The following is a 21,191-nucleotide window of genomic DNA, read 5'->3' on the forward strand; positions in this document are numbered from 1 at the left end:
CCGGACGAGGGGAGGGAATCCCCCCCCTCCTGTCCGGCCGCAGAACGCCGACATCCTGAACCGCATCCAAGTTGCAAGAGCCTCGTCCCATGGGAACCCCAGTCCATCCAAGCAGTACACCCAGCCCCATCCGCCTGCAGGTCAATGCACGCGCATGCGAGGTGCCGGCAGCGCCCGGGACGGCGCTGCTGCATGTGCTGCGCAATGACCTGGAGCTGAACGGGCCCAAGTACGGCTGCGGCCTGGGCGAATGCGGCGCCTGCACGGTGCTGATCGATGGCGTGGCCGCGCGTTCCTGCGTGATCCCCGTGCGGGCGGCCGTGGGCCGCGAGGTCACCACGCTGGAAGGCCTGGGCTCGCGCCAGTGCCCCGGCCCCACGCAGCAGGCCTTCATCGACTGCCAGGCGGCCCAGTGCGGCTACTGCCTCAACGGCATGATCATGACGGTGGAGGCCCTGCTGCGCCGCAACCCCAATCCCACCGAGCAGGAGCTGCGCAACGAGCTGCACCACAACCTGTGCCGCTGCGGCACGCATGTGGAAATCATGCAGGCCGCCCTGCGCGCCGTGCAGCTGCGTGCGCAACGCGCAGCGCTGCAGGCGCCCCCCGGTTTTCCATCTTCCAGCGCGGGCGAGGTCCAGCCATGAGCCCGGCCGGCCACACCCCCGCCCTGCCTTCCGACCTGCTGCACGGCCTGGCGCTGCGCCCGCCCGTTGCGGCCTGGGACGGTCTGCGCTACCGGGGCAGCGTGCCCCTGCATGCACGGCTGCAGGACGCCCAGGCCATGGCTGGCGTGGTGGCCGCGGTGCAGCGCGGGCATTTTCTGGGCGTGGTGGCCGTGGCGCCTGTCCATGCCCGGCAGGCCGCTGCCAGCCTGGCCCCTGCCTGGGATGACCGGCAGGAAGCCAGGGCCGCCAGCGCGCCCCGTGCTGCCGACAGAGCCGACAAGGCTGACAAGGCCGACAAGGCCGACCTGCCCGATGCCGGCCGCTATGTCTGGCGCATGGCGGCGCCCGCGTCTTGCGAAGGTGCCGCACGCGCAGCCGTGTGGTGCCTGGACGGCCATGCCAGCGTCTGGCTGCCGCCCTGTGACGCGGATGTGCGGCAGATGATCGGCCGTGAACTGGCCGCATTGCTGCAATGCCCCGAGTCCGCGCTGCGGCTGTTCAGCCTGACGGCCACGGCGGCCGGCACCCCGCATGTGCTGGATCTCATGGACGCAGCGGCCGATGCGGCCCTGCTGTCCCAGGCCGTGGGCCGGCCTGTCAGCGTGGCCTGCGAGGCCTGGACTGCTGCGGGCAGCGCAGACAGCCGGGAGCTGGTGCTGCGCGTGGATGCGCAGCCTTCGCAAGGGCTTGAGGCCGACACGGTGGTGCAGCCTCAGCCGGGCAATGCATCGCCGCAGCCAGACCTGCTGCTGTCCGACACGCCCTGGGCCGTGCGCCCCAGCATGGCGCGCCTGTTGAGCCAGCCCGAGCTGGCGCGCGCCGCGGCCCTGGCCACCGTGCTCGATGCCGGCGAAGTGCAAGAGCGCAGGCTGGCCGCCAGCCTGCGGCATGCCGGCGTTGATGATCTGAATGCCGCCCAGGTCTTTGCCCGCGAAAGCCACTGGCATGAGCAGGCGCTGGACCAGGGCCGTGATCCGCTGCAATGGCGGCTGCAGCACCTGCCCGAAGGCCCGGTGCGCGATCTGGCCCGGCAGGTGGCCGAGCGTGCGCAGGCATCGCAGCAGGCACCGTCCCACCAAGGTGCCGATGGCCGCCTGCTGGGCCGGGGCTTTGCCACCGCCCAGCTGCAGACCCTGGATGCGCAGGGCGCCGACCTCCATGCCTGGAGCGCCTGGGTGGCCGAGGTGGCCGTGCACCCGCAAACGGGCGAGATCGAAGTGACCCGCGTCGTGGCCGGCCATGACAGCCGCAGCCTGCAAGCGGCGCAGGCCGCCAGCACGCGGCCCGAGATCGTCCAGCAGGACCCGCAACTGCTGGCCGATGCGCGCCGGCTGCTGGGCACGGCGCCCGCTTTTGACGACTGGGCAGGGGCCACAGCCTCCGCTGCTTCTTTCGATGTGATCGCCAAGCCCGGCTCCGACCTGGCGCAACATGTGCCCGGCGATGTCGCGGTCATCCGCCAGGGCAATCTGGCGCTGGATGGCGTGGCCACGCTGCCCGCCGCCGCCGCCATTGCCAACGCCATTCACCATGCGACAGGCGTGCGCCTGCGCGAAGTGCCCTTCCAGCCCGAGCAGCTGCGCCTGGCCCTGGCGGGCGAGGGTGCCGGCAAGCCCGGTGCGGCGCGGCCTGGCCGTGGCTGGGGCTGGCTGGCCGCAGGCGCCGCAGGCCTTGCCGGCATGGCGGCCATGGCCTGGCCGCTGAAGCCGGCCCTGCCGCTGACCGACGGGCCCGACGTTTCCCTGTACTCGCCGCAGGCCCTGGAGCGCGGCCGCCTGGTGGCGGCTGCGGGCGACTGCGTGGTCTGCCACACGGCCCCGGGCGGCGCGGCCAATGCCGGCGGCTTCGGGCTGGAGACGCCGTTCGGCACCATCTACTCCACCAACATCACACCCGACAACGAAACCGGCATCGGCCGCTGGTCCTACGCGGCCTTCGAGCGCGCCATGCGCCACGGCATCCACCAGGACGGGCGCCAGCTGTATCCGGCCTTTCCGTACACGGCCTTCGCCAAGCTCAGCGATGGCGACCTGCAGGCCCTCTACGGCTACCTGATGTCCCAGCCCGCCGTGAAGGCCAAGGCGCCCGAGACGCAGCTGGCCTTCCCCTACAACCTGCGCCCGGCCATGGCGGGCTGGAACCTGCTGTTCCACGACGCCACGCCGTTCAAGGCCGACCCCGCGCGCAGCGCCGAATGGAACCGGGGCGCCTACCTGGTCGAAGGCGCGGGCCACTGCGCGGCCTGCCACTCGCCGCGCAATGCGCTGGGTGCCGAAAAGACCGGCATCCACTACCTGGGCGGCGGCGAGGCCGAAGGCTGGACGGCGCCCGCGCTCAATCAACTGGCCGGCGGCAAGCTGCCCTGGAGCCGCGAGGAGCTGTACCAGTACCTGCGCACCGGCTTCTCGGCCCGCCACGGCGTGGCGGCCGGCCCCATGGCGCCCGTCATCCACGGCCTGGCCCAGTTGCCCGAAGCCGATGTGCGCGCCATGGCCACCTATCTGATGGAGTTGCCGGGCCAGGCCCCACAGGCACCACAGGCCGCCCAGGCCGCCCCGGCCATGCCGGCACCGGCGCCGGCCGCCGTGCAGGCGGCGGCGCCTGCGGCGCCACCTGCCAGGGCCCTGGACCGCCACGCCAATGGCGAGCGCATCTACCAGAACGCCTGCGCGGTCTGCCATGAGGCGGGCAGCGGTCCCACATTGTTCGGCGTCAAGCCGCAGCTGGCCCTGAACACCAACCTGCATGCGGCCAGCCCCGACAACCTGGTCCAGGTGATCCTGAACGGCATACAGGCACCGGCCGACGATGCGCTGGGCTACATGCCCGGCTTCGGGGACAGCCTGGACGACAGGCAGATCGCGGACCTGCTCGGATATTTGCGCGAACGATTTGCACCGGAGGAAAAAGCTTGGCCAGACGACACGAAGACGATTAACCGGCTGCGCATGCAGGCACAGGCGCATGCGCACTGAGGGCGGCAATGGGCAGCAATGGGCGGCGGCATGGGCGATGCCGCGGATATGGACACCTTGCCCTGGAATTTCTCCAGGGCCTGGGTCCTGACATCTGATGCTGGGGACGGGTGATGGGCAACAACGGACGGCGCTGTCGATGTGCAGCCTGTCCGCAATGCGCCCATCGCCCGGATGCAGAGACCGACATCCGGAAATTTTCCATCGGGCCATGGAGATGGCGCCGAGGGAGCGGTTCGCTCCGGATGTGTGAAGGGTGGAAGGCACGGCAGGAGACGGCAACACAAGCTGAACGGCCTTGCCTGGGAAAAGACAGATTCAACAATTGCGATGGCTAGAAAAGGAGTCCCTGCATGTCATCTACATACATTTCGGTGGAAAAAGGCATCCAGACAGCGGGTGTCGGCAAGTTCCAATATCGGCTGTTCGTCATCTTCGGGCTGGTCTGGCTGGCCGACGCCATGCAGGTGCTGTCCATCGGCTTCAGCGCGCCGTCCATTGCCAAGACCTTCGGCAAGACCGTGCCCGAGGCGCTGCAGACCGGCACCTTCTTCTTCATCGGCATGCTGATCGGTGCCTTCGTCTTCGGCCGCCTGGCCGACCGCATCGGGCGCCGCCCGGTGCTGATGATGGCCGTGGTGATCGATGCCTTCGCGGGCGTGGCCTCGGCCTTTGCGCCCGAGTTCGCCTGGCTGCTGGTGCTGCGCTTCATCACCGGCATCGGCGTGGGCGGCACGCTGCCCGTGGACTACACCATGATGGCCGAGTTCCTGCCCAGCGACCGCCGCGGCCGCTGGCTGGTGCTGCTGGAATCGTTCTGGGCCGTGGGCACCATCTTCCTGGCCATCCTGGCGCTGGTGGCCGTGTCCTGGGGTGACGATGCCTGGCGCGTGATCTTCTTCGTGACCGGACTGCCGGCGCTGATCGGCGTGGTGCTGCGCTTCTACATCCCCGAGTCGCCCATGTTCCTCAACCGCAACGGCAAGTCCGAAGAGGCGCGCAAGGTGCTGCAGCGGGTGGCCAAGGTCAACGGCACCAACGCGGAAATCCCCGCCCTGCAGCCTGAAAAGCAGGAGCGCAAGTCCATCCTCGCGCTGTTCAACGGCGGCCTGCGCCGCCGCAGCCTCTCGCTGTTCCTGGCCTGGGCGCTGATCTCCATCGCCTACTACGGTGTCTTCGTCTACCTGCCCGTCAAGCTCAGCAGCGAGGGCTTCGCCTTCATGCGCGGCCAGGTCTTCCTGGTGGTGCTGGCCCTGGTGCAACTGCCCGGCTTTGCGCTGTCGGCCTATGGCGTGGAGCGCTGGGGCCGCAAGCCCACGCTGATCGGCTTTTTGCTGCTCAGCGCCGTCGGCTGCATGTTCTACAGCCTGGGCTCGTCGCCCTTCGTGGTCATCGGCTCCACCCTGCTGATGAGCTTCTCGCTGCTGGGCACCTGGGGCGCGCTGTATGCCTTCACCCCCGAGGTCTACCCTACCGACCTGCGTGCCAGCGGCATGGGCATGGCCGGCGCCGTGGCGCGCTTCGGCGGCCTGTTCGCCCCGGCCATCATTGCGCCCATCATGGCCACCCACTTCACCCTGGCGCTGGCCGTGCTGTCTGCCATGCTGGTGGGCGGCGCCCTGTCGATCTGGGCCGTGGATGTGGAATCGCGCAACCGGGCGCTGGATTGATGACGGCCTGAGCTGACTGAAAGGTCGGCTCAGCAAAAAGGCCAGAAGGATTTGTCCTTCTGGCCTTTTTTTTGGGGGGAGGCTGCAAGGGCTCAATCCGCCTCGCCACCTTCCAGCATCTTCTTGAGCAAAAAATCCAGCGCCAGGCGCTCGGCCGGATTGAGCTTGCCGTAGGTGCTTTCGGTGATCTGCTTGGCGAAGGGCTCCATGTCGCGCACCAGGTCCTGGCCGGCCTCGGTGAGGTTGATGACGACCTTGCGGCGGTCGATGCGGTCATGGTCCACCTGCACCAGTTCGCGCTGCTTGAGCCGGTCCACCACGCCGCGGATGGTTGCCTGGTCGATCACGGTGGCCTTGACGATGTCGGCCAGCGAGCTGCCGCTGTTGTCGCGCACGGAGCACAGCACCACGAATTGCGCGGCGGTGAGCTGCGAGTCGGGAATGTATTGCTGGAAGAGTGCAGTGTGGCGCTGATAGACACGCCGCAGCAGGTGGCCGATCTGGTCTGAAAAATGATAGCCATCCTGTGGCGTCATGGCTGATGGCGGGTGGTTCATGGTGCGCGTGAGCTTATCAAAATTCACACCAAATACCGTGTGATTTGCGACAAGCCGGGCGCATTTGCCAAGTGGCGCAAACCCGCGCTGGCTGCGGCATCCGCAAGACCTGGGGCAGCAGGCGCAGCACTGCCCGGCGGCTCATTTGCCGATTGAATGGCGCAATCATCCGTTTGAATTTGACGGCTTGCCCGGCAGGCCTTGAAATGGGCATCAGAGACAAAGCGCCAGCGGACCGGACCGCGCCGCTCCCCACAACGAAAGCCAGCAGGGACACCCATGCCAGCCACACAAGGGAAGATCATTCCCATCGCCGTCCTCAATGCCGCTGCTGCCGACAGCGCACTCGGCGCCCATGAGCGCGAAGCCGTCGAGCACGCCATTGCCGTCCATGCCCGGCGCCCCGGCCCCCTGATCGAGTTGCTGCACGCCGTGAAGGACATGCTGGGCCATATCCCCGAAGCCGCCGTGCCGCGCATCGCCGATGCGCTGAACCTCTCGCGTGCCGAGGTGCATGGCGTCATCTCCTACTACCCCCATTTCCGCAGCACGCCAGCGGGCCGCCATGTGCTGCAGGTCTGCCGCGCCGAGGCCTGCCAGTCGCGCGGTGCCGACGCGCTGCTGGCCCACGCAGGCCAGGCGCTGGGCTGCGGATCGAGTGGGCATGGGCATGGAGCCAGTGCCGATGGCGCCGTCACGCTGGAGCCGGTCTACTGCCTGGGCCTGTGCGCGTCATCGCCTGCCTTGATGCTCGATGGCCAGCCCCATGCGCATGTCACGGCCAACGGCCTGGATGCACTCATCGCGCAATGCCGCCAGCCGGAGCAGGCCGGCGAGCCGGTGGCCCAGCCTGCGCATGCCGGGGCAGAGGCAGGGGCAGAGGCAGGGGCAGGGGCAGGGGCAGGCCCCGGCGTGCGCGTCTATGTGCCCCGCGATGCCGCCGCGCTGGCCGTGGGCGCTGACGCCGTGGCCGGCGCCCTGCAGCGCGAGTGCGCGGCGCGCGGCCTTGCGGTGCAGATCGTGCGCAACGGCTCGCGCGGCCTGCTGTGGCTGGAGACCCTGGTGGAAGTCGAGACGCCCGAAGGCCGCGTGGCCTACGGCCCGGTCACGGCCGATGCGGTGCCGGGCCTGATCGATGCCGGAATGCTGCAGGGCGGCAGCCATGTGCTGTGCCATGGACTGACCGAGGCCATTGCCTACCTGGCGCGCCAGGAGCGCCTGACCTTTGCGCGCGTGGGCGTCATCGATCCGCTGAACCTGGCCGACTATGCAGCCCATGGCGGCTGGCAGGGGCTGGAGCGCGCGGCGCGCATGGAGCCCGCAGCCATCGTGCAGGAGGTGCTGGATTCGGGCCTGCGCGGCCGTGGCGGTGCGGCGTTCCCGGCCGGCATCAAGTGGAAGACCGTGGCCGCCGCAGCGGGGCCGCAAAAGTACATTGCCTGCAACGCCGACGAGGGCGACTCGGGCACCTTCGCCGACCGGCTGCTGATGGAAGGCGATCCCTACACACTGATCGAAGGCATGGCCATCGCTGGCCTGGCCGTGGGCGCCACGCAGGGCCTGGTCTATGTGCGCAGCGAGTATCCGCATGCCATCGCCACCCTGCGCGAAGCCATTGCGCGTGCCGAGGCCGCAGGCTGGCTGGGCCGCGACGTGGCCGGCAGCGGACGGGCCTTCCACATGGAGGTGCGCAAGGGCGCGGGCAGCTATGTCTGCGGCGAGGAAACGGCCATGCTGGAGAGCATCGAGGGGCGGCGCGGCATTGTGCGCGCCAAGCCGCCGCTGCCGGCCATAGCGGGGCTGTGGGGCCGGCCCACGGTGATCAACAACGTGATCACGCTGGCCACGGTGCCGCTGATCCTGGCGCGCGGCGCGGCCTTCTACCAGGGCTTCGGCATGGGCCGCTCGCGCGGCACGCTGCCGTTCCAGCTGGCCGGCAACATCGCGCGCGGCGGCCTGGTGGAAAAGGCCTTCGGCCTGAGCCTGCGCGAGCTGGTGGAAGACTTCGGCGGCGGCACGGCCACCGGCCGCACCGTCAAGGCCGTGCAGGTGGGCGGCCCGCTGGGCAGCTATGTGGCGCCGGCCGACTGGGATGCGCCGCTGGACTACGAGGCCTATGCCGCCAAGGGCAACGTGGTGGGGCACGGCGGCATCGTCGTGCATGACGACACGGCCGACATGGCGCAGCTGGCGCGCTACGCCATGGAGTTCTGCGCCATCGAGTCCTGCGGCAAGTGCACGCCCTGCCGCATCGGCTCCACGCGCGGCGTGGAGGTCATCGACCGCATCGTGCGCGCCGGCAGCGACCCTGCCGCCCACGCCAGCCAGGTGGCCCTGCTGGAGAACCTGTGCGACACCATGCAGCACGGCTCCATGTGCGCCATGGGCGGGATGACGCCGTATCCCGTGCGCTCGGCGCTGACCCACTACCCCCAGGACTTCGGCATCGAGTCCACCACGGCCGCAGCGGCTGCCTGACCGGAGAACACCATGCTCGACCATTTGAAGCAAGCCGACTGGGGCACACCCGCCAGCCCGTCCGAACGCCTGATCACCCTGGAGATCGACGGACGCGAGGTCTGCGTTCCCGAGGGCACCTCGCTGATGCGCGCTGCCATGGAAGGCGGCGTCAGCGTGCCCAAGCTGTGCGCCACCGACAGCCTGGAGCCCTTCGGCTCCTGCCGCCTGTGCCTGGTGCAGATCGAAGGCCGCAAGGGCTTTCCGGCCTCGTGCACCACGCCGGCCGAGCCGGGCATGAAGGTGCGCACGCAAAGCCCGCAACTGCAGGAGCTGCGCCGCGGCGTGATGGAGCTGTACATCTCCGACCATCCGCTGGACTGCCTGACCTGCAGCGCCAACGGCGACTGCGAACTGCAGGACATGGCCGGCACCGTGGGCCTGCGCGAGGTGCGCTACGGCTTCGACGGCGCCAACCATTTCAAGGGCCAGGCGCGCGCCGAGGTCGATGACTCCAACCCGTACTTCAGCTACGACCCCAGCAAGTGCATCGTCTGCAACCGCTGCGTGCGCGCCTGCGAGGAGACGCAGGGCACCTTTGCGCTGACCATCTCGGGCCGGGGGTTCGACTCGCGCGTCACGGCGGGGCAGGGCGGCAGCTTCATGGACAGCGACTGCGTCAGCTGCGGCGCCTGCGTGCAGGCCTGCCCCACGGCCACGCTGCAGGAAAAGACCGTGACCGAGCTGGGCCAGGCCGGGCACAGCGCCATCACCACCTGCGCCTACTGCGGCGTGGGCTGCGGCTTCAAGGCCGAGATGAAGGGCGAGCAGGTCGTGCGCATGGTGCCCTGGAAGGACGGCCAGGCCAACGAGGGCCATGCCTGCGTCAAGGGCCGCTTTGCCTGGGGCTATGCCACGCACAAGGACCGCATCACCCGGCCCATGGTCCGCGCGAAGATCACCGACCCCTGGCGCGAAGTGAGCTGGGAAGAGGCCATTGCCCACACGGCCCGCGAGTTCCGCCGCATCCAGGCCAAGCACGGCAAGGATTCCATTGGCGGCATCACCTCCTCGCGCTGCACCAACGAAGAGGCCTACCTGGTGCAAAAGCTGGTGCGCACGGCCTTCGGCAACAACAACGTCGATACCTGCGCGCGCGTGTGCCACTCGCCCACGGGCTATGGCCTGGGCCAGACCTATGGCACCTCGGCCGGCACGCAGACCTTCAAGTCCATCGAGCACACGGACGTGGTCATGGTCATCGGCGCCAATCCCACGGCCGCGCACCCGGTGTTCGGCTCGCGCATGAAAAAGCGCCTGCGCGGCGACGGCCGGCGTGCGGGCGCCAAGCTCATCGTCATCGACCCGCGCGAGATCGAGCTCGTCAAGTCGCCCCACATCCGCGCCGACTACCACCTGCAACTGCGGCCCGGCACCAACGTGGCCATGATCACCTCGCTGGCCCATGTCATCGTCACCGAAGGCTGGCTGGCCGAGGACTACATCGCCGAGCGCTGCGATGCCAAGTCCTTCGCGCAGTGGAAGGAATTCGTGGCCCGGCCCGAGAACTCGCCCGAGGCCATGGCCGAGGTCACCGGGGTCGCTCCCGAACTCGTGCGCGGCGCCGCGCGCCTGTATGCGCTGGGCGCCGAGGACCATCCAGCGGGCCGCCCCGTCAACGCGGCCATCTACTACGGCCTGGGCGTGACCGAGCATGCGCAGGGCTCGACCATGGTCATGGGCATTGCCAACCTGGCCATGGCCACGGGCAACGTGGGCCGCGAAGGCGTGGGCGTGAACCCGCTGCGCGGCCAGAACAACGTGCAGGGCTCCTGCGACATGGGCTCCTTCCCGCATGAGCTGCCCGGCTACCGCCACATCTCGGACAGCACGGTGCGCGCCGAGTTCGAGGGGGCCTGGGGCGTGGCGCTCAGCCCCGAGCCCGGCCTGCGCATTCCCAACATGTTCGAGGCGGCCCTGGCCGGCAGCTTCATGGGCCTGTACTGCGAGGGCGAGGACATCGTGCAGTCCGACCCCAACACCCAGCATGTGACGGCCGCGCTCTCGGCCATGGAATGCGTGGTGGTGCAGGACATCTTCCTCAACGAAACCGCCAAGTACGCCCATGTCTTCCTGCCGGGCGCCTCTTTCCTCGAAAAGGACGGCACCTTCACCAATGCCGAGCGCCGCATCTCGCGCGTGCGCAAGGTCATGGCGCCGCTGGCCGGCCATGCCGATTGGGAGGTCACCCAGCTGCTGGCCAATGCGCTGGGCTACGCCATGCACTACACGCACCCGAGCGAAATCATGGCCGAGATCGCCGCGCTCACGCCCAGCTTTGCAGGCGTGAACTACGACAAGATCGACCGGCTGGGCAGCGTGCAATGGCCCTGCAATGACAGCACCGAAGAGGCCGGCACTTCCATCATGCACAGGGACCGCTTCGTGCGCGGCAAGGGCCGCTTCATCATCACCCAGTACGTGGCCACCGACGAGAAGGTCACCCAGCGCTTTCCGCTGCTGCTGACCACGGGCCGCATCCTGTCGCAGTACAACGTGGGTGCCCAGACCCGGCGCACGCACAACAGCCACTGGCACAGCGAGGACCGGCTGGAAATCCATCCGCATGACGCCGAGGACCGCGGCATACGCGACGGAGACTGGGTCGGCATCGCCAGCCGCGCGGGCGAGACCGTGCTGCGCGCCACCGTCACCGAGCGCATACAGCCCGGCGTGGTCTACACCACCTTCCACTTTCCCGAATCGGGCGCCAACGTCATCACCACCGACAGCTCGGACTGGGCCACCAACTGCCCCGAATACAAGGTCACGGCCGTGCAGGTGCTGCCCGTCCCCCAGCACGCCCAGCCGTCCGACTGGCAGCGCGGCTTTGCGCGCATGCACGAAGAGCAGATCGGCCTGTTGCAAGCCGCGCAGGCAGGCAGCATGGCCGTGGCGGGAGGCAAGTGATGGACAGCGCCAACCTGGTCCGCATGGCCAACCGCATCGGCGAGTTCTTCGAGGCCATGCCCGAGCGCGACGAGGCCCTGCAGGGCATTGCCGAACACATCCGCAAATTCTGGGAGCCCCGCATGCGCGCCGAACTGGCCCGCGTGCTGGCCAGCCCCGACGAGGCCCAGGCGCTCAAGCCCATCGTGCGCGAGGCGCTGGTGCTGCATCCGCTGACCTTGCCGTCGGCGGCGCAGGCTTAGCCAAAGCACTTCTTCTTCGCCATCTCCCGCGCCAATGCCACAAAGCCGGCAGCGGCCGGCGACAGCCGTTCCATGCTGCGCACGGCCAGCCCAGTGACGCGGCGCTGGCGGGGCGCGAGGCTGCGGTAGACCATGCCTTCGGGCGCCTGCTCGGGCACGGCCAGGCGTGCGGCAATCGCAATGGCGTGGCCCTGGGCCACGAAGCCCTGCATGGAGGACATCTGCTCGAAGTGGTAGATGGCCGCAGGCTGGGCGCCGGCCTCGGCCAGGAAGCGGTCGATGTGCGCGCCCGACCCGGCCGAGGTGCGCACAAAGGCCTCGCCCTGCAGGTCGGCGGCGCGGATGCTGCGCTGGGCCGCCAGCCGGTGCGCGGCGGGCAGCAGCGCCACCAGTTCGTCCTCGACCAGGGGCACGGTCTCGAAGCGCTCGTCGGGCAGCACGACGAAGCCGATCTCCACGCGCCGCTCCAGCAGCCACTTGACCACGGTGTCGTCGTTTTGCTCGTCGATCTGCACCAGTACGGCGGGCTGGCGGCGCCGGTATTCGGTGATCAGCGGGGGCAGCAGCCGCAGCGAAGAGGTGGCGCCGAACGAGGCCACGCGCAGCGTGCCGCGCGCCATGCCGCGCTCGGCATCGGCCTCCTGCCGCAAGGCCTCCTTTTGCTGGAGGATGTCGTTGGCGCGCTGCAGCAGCCGCGTGCCTGCGTCGGTCAGCGGGGAGTGAGGGCCTTCGCGCCGCACCAACTGCACCTGCAGCTCGCCTTCCAGCGCGCGCAGGGCATGGCTGACGGCGCTCTGGGTAATGCCCAGCAGCGCGGCCGCGCGCGAGAAACTGCCGGCGCGGGCCAGCGCCGCGAACACTTCGAGCTGGGTGAAGGTCATGGGATCACGGTGTCCAGGTCATGAGCATTCGCTCATTTGTCTATGAATCGATATGAGCACATAGTACGCGCCATGAATTTTCAACGCTTCTTCGGTCCCCACCTGCGGCTTGTCGGCATGGCCCTGCTGTGGGGCGCTTCCTGGCCTGCGGGCCGCGTGGTGGCACAGAACATGCCGCCACTGGCCGCCGCCAGCCTGCGCTTCCTGCTGGCCGCCGCCGTGCTGCTGCCGTGGCTGTACTGGGCCGGTGGCATGGCGGGCCTGCGGCAATGGAGTGCCAAACGCTGGCTGGGCATGGCGGCCGCCGGCGCCACGGGCGTGTTCGGCTATGCCGCCTTTTTCCTCATGGGGCTGCAGCATGTGCCGGCCGGCAAGGCGGCCCTGGTGATCACGCTCAACCCCGTGCTCACGCTGGCGCTGGCGGTCTGGCTGTTCGGCGAGCGGCTCAACCGCACCATTGCCCTGGGCATGGCGCTGGCGGCCTGCGGCGCCGTGGTGGTGATCTCGCACGGCCAGCCGCTGGCGCTGCTGCAGGGATCGGTGGGCGCGGGCGAGCTGCTGATCCTGGGCTGCGTGGTGTGCTGGGTGAGCTACACCCTGATCGGCCGCTGGCTGCTCACGGGCGTGGATGCGCTGTCGGCCACGGCCGTGACCTCGACCATGGGCGCGGCCATGCTGCTGGTGGCCAGCCTGGTGGTCGAGGGGCCGGCCGGTCTGCAGGCCGCCGTGCTTGGCAACGGCACTGCCTGGGGCGCGCTGGCCTTCCTGGCCTTCGGCGCCACGGCGCTTGCCTATGCCTGGTACTTCGACGGCGTCAAGGCGCTGGGCGCGGGTGCGGCCTCGGGCTACATCACCCTGGTGCCCGTGATCGGCGTGGCGCTGTCGGCGCTGTGGCTGGGCGAGAGCATCGATGCCAGCATCGTGCTGGGCGGCGGCATGGCCGTGGCCGGCACGGCGCTGATGAACTGGGGGCGCAGGCCGGTGCCCGCCCCGCGCATGCAGGGTGCGCAGGCGGCAGTCCGCAGTTGACGTGTCAGGTGCTCCGCCTGGCGCGGATGGCGTTGCGCGCGGCGCGCAGCAGCTTCAACTGGAGCCAGGATGCGGCGAGCAGTGCTGCCGCAACGATGAGCCAGTGATGCAAGGCAAACCCTGGCTGGTGAAAGCGCACGCGCAGATCGACTGCCTCCACCAGCACGCCGATCTCGATGAACGCCAGCAGGCCTGCCATGGCGGCAAGCCAGCCGGGTTCGCGCTGCGATGGGCCGGCTTGGGACCGCTTTCGGCGTCCTGCCAGCCTGAAGAAAATGCCCAGGGCGATGGTGCCCAGAATCAAGGCCAGCACCAGCTTGCCCAGCAAGCTGGCTGCGGCCGCGCCGCCCAGGGACAGGATCAGGCCCACGATTTCGGCCACGGCTTCGAACCGTGCCGCAAGGGCCTTGCGGATGCGCAACAACATGGCAGCCTTCCTTCAGCGTCCGTGCGCTTCAGAAGGCCGTGTGCCGCAGCATGGTGATTTCCTGAGCTTGCCCATCCCGTCCCCCTGGTTGTGTGATCCGGCGAGCGTATCAAAACCTGTCGGGCGACCGGAGGCGGTCCAGGCTCAGTCCATGCTGATGTTGCGCTCCGTGATCACCTTGGTCCAGCGCACGGACTCGGCCTGCAGGTGCCTGGCCGCTTCCTCGGGCGTGGAGCCCACGACTTCGGCGCCGATGGCCTTGAAGCGTTCGAGCACGTCGGGCTGCTTCATCTCGGCCACGAAGACCTGGTTGAGCTTCTTGACGATGGCCGGCGGCGTGCTGGCGGGCATGAAGACGGCGAACCAGGGCGAGACCTCGTAGCCCTTGATGCCGGCCTCTTCCATGGTGGGCACGTCGGGCATGCTGGACGAACGCTTGGCCGTGGTCACGGCCAGGGCGCGCAGCTTGCCCGACTGGATGTGCGGGCGCGCCGAGGTGATGGAGTCGAACATGTAGTTGACCTGTCCGCCCAGCAGGTCGGACACCGCCGGGCCCGATCCCTTGTAGGGGATGTGCAGGATGTCCACGCCGGCCAGCGAGTTGAACACTTCGCCCGCCAGGTGGATGGAGGTGCCGTTGCCGGCCGAGGCATAGGTCAGCTTGCTGGGCGAGGCCTTGGCGGCGGCCACCACGTCGGCCACGCTCTTGACGTTGGGCTGGGTGGAGTTGGTGACCAGGATGTTGGGCACCACGGCCAGCACGCCCACGGGGGCGAAGTCCTTGATCGGGTCGTAGCTGAGCTTGCGGTACAGCGGCTTGTTGGTGGCCATGCCGATGGAGGTGATCATCAGCGTGTAGCCGTCGCCGGGCTGCTTGGCCACGAAGTCGGCGCCGATGTTGCCGCCGGCGCCGGGACGGTTCTCGATCACGAAGGGCTGGCCCAGCGTGCGGCCGGCCTTCTCGCCCAGGGTGCGCGCAATGGCGTCCATGGCGCCGCCCGGCGGGAAGGGCACGATCCAGCGGATGGGCTTGCTGGGCCAGTTGGCCTCGGGTGCCTGCGCATGGGCGGCGGGCATCACGGCGGACAGGCACAGGCCTGCGGCTGCGGCGGTCAGAAAACGGCGTTTCACATTCACTTCAGTTGTCTCCGAAAAATTTGGTCTTGGTTTGGGCTGTGCTCAGGCGATGGCCGAGGGATGGCGGGCCAGCGGCGTGACCTGGATGTCCATGTAGGGGAACAGCGGCAGGCCCTGCAGCAGCTCGTGCAGCTCGTCGTTGGAGGCCACGTCGAACACGCTGTAGTTGGCGTACTCGCCCACCACGCGCCAGATGTGGGGCCAGCGTCCGTCGTGCTGCAGCTGCTGGGAATAGGCCTTCTCGCGGGCCTTGATCTCGGCTGCCACGTCGGCGGGCAGGTCGTGGGGGATCTTCACGTCCATGCGGACCAGGTAAAGCATGTTTGTCTCCAGGAGGAATGAAAGGAATTCAGGTCGCAGCCCCGGTCCGGGCCTGCCCCATGTCGAAGTGCTGCGGCTGGCTGCCGGCCAGCGCGCGGTCGAAACGCGCGAGTTGCTGCAGGTCGATCTCCACGCCCAGGCCGGGGCCGTCGGGCAGTTGCAGCTCGAAGTCGCGGATGACCATGCGCTCGGTGACGATGTCGTCCACCAGCAGCTGGGGGCCGAACAGCTCGCAGTTGTAGTGCTGCCCGCCCAGCGTGGCAAAGACATGGGCCGAGGCGGCCGAGCCGATCGAGGTCTCCAGCATGGTGCCGCCGTACCAGCCGATATCGGCCGCCTGGGCAATGGCCGCCACCTTGCGCGTGCGCAGCAGGCCGCCGTGCTTGGCCACCTTGAGCGAGAACACATGGCTGGCCTGCTCGCGCGCCAGGCGCATGGCGTCGTAGGGCGTGCACACGCTCTCGTCGGCCATGACCAGGGCGCCGTGCAGCGTGGCGGTCAGCTCGCGCAGCGCGGGCACGTTCCAGCCGGCCACGGGCTGCTCGATCAGGGTCACGCCGGCATCGATCAGCTGCGGCAGAAAGCGCCGCGCCGTGGCGCCGTCCCAGGCTTGGTTCACGTCCACGGTCAGCGTGGCGCGGCCCTGCAGGCCGCGCGCGATCTCGCTCACATGGGCCACGTCGGCCTCGGGCGTGCGCGCGCCGATCTTCATCTTGAAGATGCGGTGGCGCTTTTGTTCCAGGCGCAGATGGGCCTCGGCCAGGTCGCGCTCGATGTCGCCGCTGGCCAGCGTCCAGGCCAGGGGCAGGCTGTCGCGCTGCTTGCCGCCCAGCAACTGCCACACGGGCAACTGCAGGCTGCGCGCCACGGCGTCCAGCAGCGCGATCTCGACGGCGCTCTTGGCAAAGGCATTGCCCTTGCAGGCCAGGTCCATGCGCGAGAGGCAGGCCTCGAAGCGCGCGCCGTCCTGGCCGATCAGGCTGGGCGCCAGGTGGTTGGCGATGGCATGGTGGATGCTCTCGGGCGATTCCTCGTTCCACGACGGGCCGCCGATGGTGGCGGCCTCGCCAAAGCCCGTGGCCCCGTTGCGCAGCCACAGCTGCACGATCACCGGGCTTTGCCGGCTGATGGAGCCGAACGACAGCTTGTGCGGGCGGATGGTGGGAATGTCGAGGATCCGCGCCTCGATGCGCTCGATCAGAAAACGGTCTTGCATGGCAATGGCTGGTGTCCTGGCTGGCGGCGGCTGCCAGCAATGGACACAAGCGTAAATCCATGCATTGTGTGGATCTATTGAATTATTTGTGAGAAATCATTCGATGGTGTCGATGTGTTGAATGCCTGCGCGGCAGGCAGGGGGCGCGGCAGCCTTGTGCTGCGCACGCCCTGTGGCGACGGGATCAGAAACTGCTGCGCAGCGTGACCATGATGCTGCGCGGCAGGCCGTAGTAGTTGCTGCGCGTGGCCGTGCCCACGCGCTCCCAGTAGACGCGGTCGAACAGGTTGTCGATGTTCACGGCCAGCTTGACCTGGGGGGTGAGCGGGTAGGCGGCATAGACGGACCAGACGCCGTAGCCGCCCGCTCGCCAGCGCACGGTGCCCAGGGTGTCGTAGAACTCGCTGACGGCGCGCACGCCCGCGCCCAGCTCCAGCCCCTGGGCTACGGGGCCGGCCACGCGGTAGCGCGCCCACAGGTTCACGCTGTGGCGCGGCGACATGGTGCTGAAGTCGGTGCCCGTCTGCGTGACGGTGCCCTGCAGGTATTTGGAGCGCATGTAGGCGTAGCTGGCCGCCACGTCCCAGCGCGGCGACAGCGATCCGACCACTTCGGCCTCGAAGCCTTCGGAGCGCACCTTGCCTGCGGGGATGACGAAGGCGGCATCGGCGGGGTCGGCCAGCGCGCGGTTGGTGTCCTGCATGCGGTAGACGGCGGCGGTGGCATTCAGGCGTCCGTCCAGCAGGCTGCCCTTGATGCCGGCTTCCACCTGCCGGCCCTCGCGCGGGGCGATCTGGCCGCCGCCGGCCAGGCGCCCGCTTTGCGGCTGGAAGATGCGCGACTGGCTGGCGTAGAGCGTCCAGCTGTCGTTCAGATCGAAGAGCACGGCGCCGAAGGGCGTGAACTGGCCATCGACCTCGTAGCCCGAGCGCGTGTTCTGCAGCCGATCCGAGGTTTCTGTCTTCCACCAGCTCTTGCGCGCGCCCGCCACCAGGGTGAGGGCCTGCGTGGGCTTGATGCGCAACTGGCCGTAGACGCCGCGCAGGCTGGTGCGCGTAGTGTCGTCGGCAAAGGGCTTGAAGCTGGGCTCGGGGATGGAGGAGGGGTCGTAGTGGAACAGGTCGGCCGGCGTGTTCATGGCGCCGCGCAGCATGCGCAGGTGCATGTTGGAGCTGCGGTAGTCCGCGCCCGCGATGAAATGGTGCGTCTGCCCGGCCCATTGCCAGGGCGTGCTGTAGTAGATGTCGGCCGTGGTGTCGGCGTAGTCGCGGTCCACGGTCTGGGCCTGGGTGAGGCGGCTGATGCCGGTGTCCGATACGGCCGAGTAGCCGTTGATGTACTTGTCGCGCTGCTGGCGCAGCACACGGCGGGCGGCCAGCTTGAACAGGCCGCCGCCGTCGAGCCGCGTCTCCGACTCGATGAAGCCGGCCAGCGATTCGGGCGCGGCGCGGCCCCAGTCGGCGGCAATGGCCACGTCGCGCGGAATGGGGGCCAGCCTGCCGTCGGCGTGGGCGGGCAGGCCGGTGTCGTAGTTGCCCCGGCCGCGCTGCCAGGTGGCGCCCACCGAGACCGTGCTCTGGGAAGTGACGTCCAGCTCCACCGTGCCGTACAGGGCCTGCTTGTGGCCGTCCATGGCCATCACGGGGCTGCCGAAGTTCTCGTGCAGCGCCACCACCCGGCCACGCAGGCGGCCATCTTCGGACAGCGCTCCGGTGACATCCACCTCGGCCCGCTTGCGGCCCCGCGAGCCCAGGCCGATGGCGCCCTGGCCCTGGTAGTCCGGCAGGGCGCGCTTGCGCACCAGGTTGAGCATGACGCTGGGCTCGCCCGCGCCCGAGAACAGCCCGGCCGGCCCGCGCAGGGCCTCGACCCGGTCGAACAGGGCCAGGTCCAGCGTTTCCTGGGTGGCCGGATTGCCGCTGACGGTGAGACCGTCCAGCTGGTAGGTGGAGGACTGGTAGCCGCGCGAGAGGATGTCGCTGCGCCCGCCCGTGCTGCTTTGCCGGCGCACGACGATGCCGGGCACCACCTTGGCGGCTTCGGTGAGCTCCACGAAGTTCTGGTCATCGAGCCGTGCGCGCGAGATCACGGATACGGACTGCGGCGTCTCCCGGGCCGTCAGCTCGATCTTGGTGGCCGCGCTGGCATAGGGCGCCCGGTAGCTGCCCGTGCCTTCCGTGCGGCCGTCGCGCAGGGCCGTGGCTGTCACCTGCACTTCGTCCAGCGCGGTCTGCGGGCGCGCCGGGGCGGGGCGCAGCAGCCAGCCGCCCTGGGGCTGGGCAGAGGCTTGCAGGCCGCTACCGGCCAGCAGGCGCTGCAGTGCCTCGGCCGGCTCCAGGCGGCCCTGGACGGCGGGCGCGGACTTGCCTGCGAGCAGGGCGCTGTCGGCCGCGATGCTGGTGCCGGTGGCGCGCGCCAGGGCCTTGATGGCGTCGGCCAGCGGCTGGGCCGGCAGGTCGATGTCGGCAGGGGCGGCCAGGGCTGGCGTGCAGGCCAGTGCCGCCGCGCAGGCGAGCAGGGACAGGCAGGCGCGTGCCGGGCGAAGGGAAAGAGGGCGGGCGGGCATGGCGGGAACGTTCTCCTGGGTATCGGTTGTGCTCGCCTGTATGACGGGGCAGCCCGCCGGATCCCTGATGTGCGTTGGCCGCTTTTTTTCAGTTTTTCCGGATTTTTTCCGGCGCCGTGCTGCGGGGGGCCAGCCAGGTGGCGCCGTCGCGCTCCTGCACGCGCACGGCGGCGATGCGCGGCAGCGCGTCCAGGAAATTCTCCACATCGGCGCGCTGCACGGCGGCCGTGATGCGCTGCCCGCCCGTGCCGTCGGCTACGGCCGCACGCACGGGCTGGCGGCGCCAGCGCGACAGCGTGGCGGCGATCTCGCCCAGCCCGGCGCTGTCGAAGACGATGAGGCCGCGTTCGATGGACGAGAAGCTGTCGCGCGCATCGCGCTGCACGCGACGGGGGCGGGGGCTGGCGTGGTCGCCATCGGCACCGGGTGCGGCACCGGCGCTTTCGTCCGGCAGTTCCCCCACTTCGCCGGCCTGCAGCAGCAAGAACGGTTCTCCTTCAGCACCTTTCACCGCCAAACGCACCGTGCCATGCTCCACGCCCACCCGCACCAGGCCCGGCAGGCGGTTGACGGTGAAGCGCGTGCCCAGCACGGTGATGCGCGCCTGGCCTGCGTCGATGGTGAAGTGGCGGTCTGCATCCCTGGCCACGTCGAACAGGGCCTCGCCCCGCTCCAGCACCACGGCGCGCTGGCGGCGCGTGTAGCGCGTGGCGATGCGGCTGGCCGGTCCCAGGGTCAGCACGCTGGCGTCGGGCAGGTTCAGCACGATGCGTTCGCCAATCGCACTGTCGCGGGCCAGGGCGAACACGGTGGTGTCCTGCCATTCAAGCCAGCCGCGCCATGCCAGCAGGCCCGCCGTGCCCAGGCCGGCAACGCCCAGCACGCCGCGGGTGATGATCGCGCGGCGCGTGTTGCTGCGTGTGTTGCGGCGCTGGCGTGCGGCGGTGTCCACCGCCGTGGCCAGGGCCTCGGTGCGGGGCGTGGAGTCGAAGTCCTGCCACAGCGCCTCGAAGGCGGCGTATTCGGCGGCGTGGCGCGGGTCGGCGTCCATCCAGCGGCGCCAGGCAGCGGCATCGGCGGCGCCCGGCCGCGCTCCCGCATCCCGGTGCATGCGTATGAACCAGCGCGCGGCTTCCTCGCGCGGCGTGCTCATGGCGCGAGCAGCTCGCGTGCGGCGCGCAGGTCCAGCAGGGCGCGCATCAGGTGGCGCTCCACCATGTTCAGGCTGATGCCCAGCATGGCGGCAATCTGGGGCTGGGAGTGGCCTTCCACCTTGCACAGCCAGAACACCTCGCGGCAGCGCGCAGGCAATCCCTGGATGACACGCTGCACGGCGCCCAGGCGCTGCTGCAGGTCGGCCAGCATCTCGGCCGAAGGCGCCGTGAAGGCTTCCTGCAAGGCGATTTCGTCCGCGCGTGCCACCGGGTGCTGCGCGGCGCCGGCCTCGCCTGCCAGCTCGGGCAGGGGCACGAAGCGGCGCTCATGCGCCATCTGGTCGGCCAGCACGGTGCGCGCCACCACGCGCAGGTAGGCATGCGGCTGGGCGATGCCTTCGTGCCGGCCGCTGAGGGCGTAGCGCACGAAGGCGTCATGCAGCACATCCTGCGCGCGGTGGATGCAGCGCGTGCTGCGCCAGATGGCGGGCAGCAGGCTGCCATAGGCCCAGTGCAGGTCCAGGCCCAGCCAGGCGGCAGGAGTCGGATGGCGTGTCATACAAGCAAGCGGGGAGGGAAGGCAGGCGGGCAGGGCGGGACGAAGTGCTGGCATTCTAAATGAGACTTTTTCTCATTTGTTGCCACCCGTTTGCCACTTGTTCACCACCCGTTTGCCGGCCGCAGGCGCGCCGGCCGGCGGTGCCGCTACAGCAGCTCCGCCGGGCGCGTCTCCGATGCGCTGCGGCAGGGAAGGGTGATGCGAAACAGCGAGCCGCCCTCGGGCCGGTTGCTGGCCACGATGGTGCCGTCCATGGCGTCGATGATCTTGCGGCAGATGGCCAGCCCCAGGCCCGTGCCGCCCGAGCCGTTACGGGTCTTGCTGGACTGCACGAAGGGCTGGAAGATCTTGTCCAGCTCCTG

17 protein-coding genes are annotated in these 21,191 nt (G+C 69.4%); 7 read left to right on the top strand and 10 right to left on the bottom strand.

Annotated elements, in window-relative coordinates; all coding sequences use genetic code 11:
• The first annotated feature begins 89 nt into the window (after window positions 1-89).
• From ACF8ME_RS19670 to ACF8ME_RS19680, 3 genes are all read left to right on the top strand, one after another.
• Window positions 90-647 (top strand): (2Fe-2S)-binding protein, encoded by a 558-nt coding sequence (locus ACF8ME_RS19670; protein WP_016454170.1) that lies wholly within the window; start codon window positions 90-92, stop codon window positions 645-647.
• The gene (locus tag ACF8ME_RS19675) at window positions 644-3,643 is read left to right on the top strand and encodes a c-type cytochrome (protein WP_392417894.1); all 3,000 of its coding nucleotides are present in this window, start codon (window positions 644-646) and stop codon (window positions 3,641-3,643) included. The genes ACF8ME_RS19670 and ACF8ME_RS19675 overlap by 4 nt, the downstream gene beginning before the upstream one ends.
• A gap of 353 nt (window positions 3,644-3,996) precedes the next feature.
• Window positions 3,997-5,313 carry an MFS transporter gene (locus ACF8ME_RS19680; protein ID WP_061288248.1) on the top strand — a complete coding sequence of 439 codons (1,317 nt, stop codon included), beginning with the start codon at window positions 3,997-3,999 and terminating at the stop codon, window positions 5,311-5,313.
• A 92-nt stretch (window positions 5,314-5,405) separates the two neighbouring features.
• On the opposite strand, the gene ACF8ME_RS19685 is transcribed toward ACF8ME_RS19680, so the two are convergent.
• The gene (locus ACF8ME_RS19685) at window positions 5,406-5,849 is read right to left on the bottom strand and encodes a MarR family winged helix-turn-helix transcriptional regulator (RefSeq protein WP_016449026.1); all 444 of its coding nucleotides are present in this window, start codon (window positions 5,847-5,849) and stop codon (window positions 5,406-5,408) included.
• Window positions 5,850-6,149: 300 nt separating this feature from the next.
• Between ACF8ME_RS19685 and ACF8ME_RS19690 the strand changes: the two genes are divergently transcribed.
• The 3 genes from ACF8ME_RS19690 to ACF8ME_RS19700 are packed head-to-tail and all read left to right on the top strand — an operon-like array spanning window position 6,150 to window position 11,539.
• Window positions 6,150-8,348: a formate dehydrogenase subunit gamma gene (locus tag ACF8ME_RS19690; RefSeq protein ID WP_392417896.1), complete on the top strand. Its 2,199-nt coding sequence runs from the start codon at window positions 6,150-6,152 to the stop codon at window positions 8,346-8,348.
• Window positions 8,349-8,360: 12 nt separating this feature from the next.
• Window positions 8,361-11,297 carry a formate dehydrogenase subunit alpha gene (gene fdhF / locus ACF8ME_RS19695; RefSeq protein ID WP_392412374.1) on the top strand — a complete coding sequence of 979 codons (2,937 nt, stop codon included), beginning with the start codon at window positions 8,361-8,363 and terminating at the stop codon, window positions 11,295-11,297.
• Window positions 11,297-11,539 carry a formate dehydrogenase subunit delta gene (locus tag ACF8ME_RS19700; protein WP_013803888.1) on the top strand — a complete coding sequence of 81 codons (243 nt, stop codon included), beginning with the start codon at window positions 11,297-11,299 and terminating at the stop codon, window positions 11,537-11,539. Before fdhF ends, ACF8ME_RS19700 begins: the two co-directional genes overlap by 1 nt.
• Here ACF8ME_RS19700 and ACF8ME_RS19705 read toward each other — a convergent pair.
• Complete coding sequence (locus ACF8ME_RS19705) at window positions 11,536-12,420, bottom strand: LysR family transcriptional regulator (RefSeq protein ID WP_392417898.1); 885 nt, start codon at window positions 12,418-12,420, stop codon at window positions 11,536-11,538. The two genes, ACF8ME_RS19700 and ACF8ME_RS19705, sit on opposite strands and share 4 nt — an antisense overlap.
• A gap of 72 nt (window positions 12,421-12,492) precedes the next feature.
• Here ACF8ME_RS19705 and ACF8ME_RS19710 point away from each other — a divergent pair, with 72 nt between their 5' ends.
• Complete coding sequence (locus ACF8ME_RS19710) at window positions 12,493-13,449, top strand: DMT family transporter (protein WP_392417900.1); 957 nt, start codon at window positions 12,493-12,495, stop codon at window positions 13,447-13,449.
• 4 nt (window positions 13,450-13,453) lie between these two features.
• On the opposite strand, the gene ACF8ME_RS19715 is transcribed toward ACF8ME_RS19710, so the two are convergent.
• The 8 genes from ACF8ME_RS19715 to ACF8ME_RS19750 all read right to left on the bottom strand — a co-directional run.
• Complete coding sequence (locus ACF8ME_RS19715; protein ID WP_392417902.1) at window positions 13,454-13,876, bottom strand: hypothetical protein; 423 nt, start codon at window positions 13,874-13,876, stop codon at window positions 13,454-13,456.
• A 144-nt stretch (window positions 13,877-14,020) separates the two neighbouring features.
• On the bottom strand, window positions 14,021-15,013 hold the full coding sequence (locus ACF8ME_RS19720) for a Bug family tripartite tricarboxylate transporter substrate binding protein (RefSeq protein ID WP_392417903.1): 993 nt from the start codon (window positions 15,011-15,013) through the stop codon (window positions 14,021-14,023).
• 42 nt (window positions 15,014-15,055) lie between these two features.
• Window positions 15,056-15,334, bottom strand: coding sequence for a muconolactone Delta-isomerase (gene catC, locus ACF8ME_RS19725; protein ID WP_012203794.1), 279 nt, complete (start codon window positions 15,332-15,334; stop codon window positions 15,056-15,058).
• Between the two features lie 28 nt (window positions 15,335-15,362).
• Complete coding sequence (locus tag ACF8ME_RS19730) at window positions 15,363-16,550, bottom strand: muconate cycloisomerase family protein (RefSeq protein ID WP_392417905.1); 1,188 nt, start codon at window positions 16,548-16,550, stop codon at window positions 15,363-15,365.
• 184 nt (window positions 16,551-16,734) lie between these two features.
• Window positions 16,735-19,116, bottom strand: a complete 2,382-nt coding sequence (locus ACF8ME_RS19735; RefSeq protein WP_392417907.1) for a TonB-dependent siderophore receptor — start codon at window positions 19,114-19,116, stop codon at window positions 16,735-16,737.
• Window positions 19,117-19,204: 88 nt separating this feature from the next.
• Window positions 19,205-20,269 carry a FecR family protein gene (locus ACF8ME_RS19740; RefSeq protein ID WP_392417909.1) on the bottom strand — a complete coding sequence of 355 codons (1,065 nt, stop codon included), beginning with the start codon at window positions 20,267-20,269 and terminating at the stop codon, window positions 19,205-19,207.
• A complete protein-coding gene (locus ACF8ME_RS19745; protein WP_016449015.1) occupies window positions 20,266-20,829 on the bottom strand; it encodes an RNA polymerase sigma factor in 564 nt (187 codons plus the stop codon). Before ACF8ME_RS19745 ends, ACF8ME_RS19740 begins: the two co-directional genes overlap by 4 nt.
• 146 nt (window positions 20,830-20,975) lie before the next feature.
• Window positions 20,976-21,191: sensor histidine kinase KdpD (locus tag ACF8ME_RS19750; protein ID WP_169804696.1), on the bottom strand; the 216-nt coding region annotated here is incomplete at its 5' end.

This window comes from Delftia sp. WSY_7 (assembly GCF_043104845.1).
Classification (GTDB): Bacteria; Pseudomonadota; Gammaproteobacteria; order Burkholderiales; family Burkholderiaceae_C; genus Comamonas; species Comamonas tsuruhatensis.

Bases quoted from the DNA above. Each gene is read 5' to 3' on its own strand.
- ACF8ME_RS19705 (WP_392417898.1), bottom strand. From the start codon at position 12,420: ATGACCTTCACCCAGCTCGAAGTGTTCGCGGCGCTGGCCCGCGCCGGC.
- ACF8ME_RS19730 (WP_392417905.1), bottom strand. From the start codon at position 16,550: ATGCAAGACCGTTTTCTGATCGAGCGCATCGAGGCGCGGATCCTCGAC.
- ACF8ME_RS19685 (WP_016449026.1), bottom strand. From the start codon at position 5,849: ATGACGCCACAGGATGGCTATCATTTTTCAGACCAGATCGGCCACCTG.
- ACF8ME_RS19670 (WP_016454170.1), top strand. From the start codon at position 90: ATGGGAACCCCAGTCCATCCAAGCAGTACACCCAGCCCCATCCGCCTG.
- catC (WP_012203794.1), bottom strand. From the start codon at position 15,334: ATGCTTTACCTGGTCCGCATGGACGTGAAGATCCCCCACGACCTGCCC.
- fdhF (WP_392412374.1), top strand. From the start codon at position 8,361: ATGCTCGACCATTTGAAGCAAGCCGACTGGGGCACACCCGCCAGCCCG.
- ACF8ME_RS19715 (WP_392417902.1), bottom strand. From the start codon at position 13,876: ATGTTGTTGCGCATCCGCAAGGCCCTTGCGGCACGGTTCGAAGCCGTG.
- ACF8ME_RS19700 (WP_013803888.1), top strand. From the start codon at position 11,297: ATGGACAGCGCCAACCTGGTCCGCATGGCCAACCGCATCGGCGAGTTC.
- ACF8ME_RS19710 (WP_392417900.1), top strand. From the start codon at position 12,493: ATGAATTTTCAACGCTTCTTCGGTCCCCACCTGCGGCTTGTCGGCATG.
- ACF8ME_RS19690 (WP_392417896.1), top strand. From the start codon at position 6,150: ATGCCAGCCACACAAGGGAAGATCATTCCCATCGCCGTCCTCAATGCC.
- ACF8ME_RS19745 (WP_016449015.1), bottom strand. From the start codon at position 20,829: ATGACACGCCATCCGACTCCTGCCGCCTGGCTGGGCCTGGACCTGCAC.
- ACF8ME_RS19735 (WP_392417907.1), bottom strand. From the start codon at position 19,116: ATGCCCGCCCGCCCTCTTTCCCTTCGCCCGGCACGCGCCTGCCTGTCC.
- ACF8ME_RS19740 (WP_392417909.1), bottom strand. From the start codon at position 20,269: ATGAGCACGCCGCGCGAGGAAGCCGCGCGCTGGTTCATACGCATGCAC.
- ACF8ME_RS19675 (WP_392417894.1), top strand. From the start codon at position 644: ATGAGCCCGGCCGGCCACACCCCCGCCCTGCCTTCCGACCTGCTGCAC.
- ACF8ME_RS19680 (WP_061288248.1), top strand. From the start codon at position 3,997: ATGTCATCTACATACATTTCGGTGGAAAAAGGCATCCAGACAGCGGGT.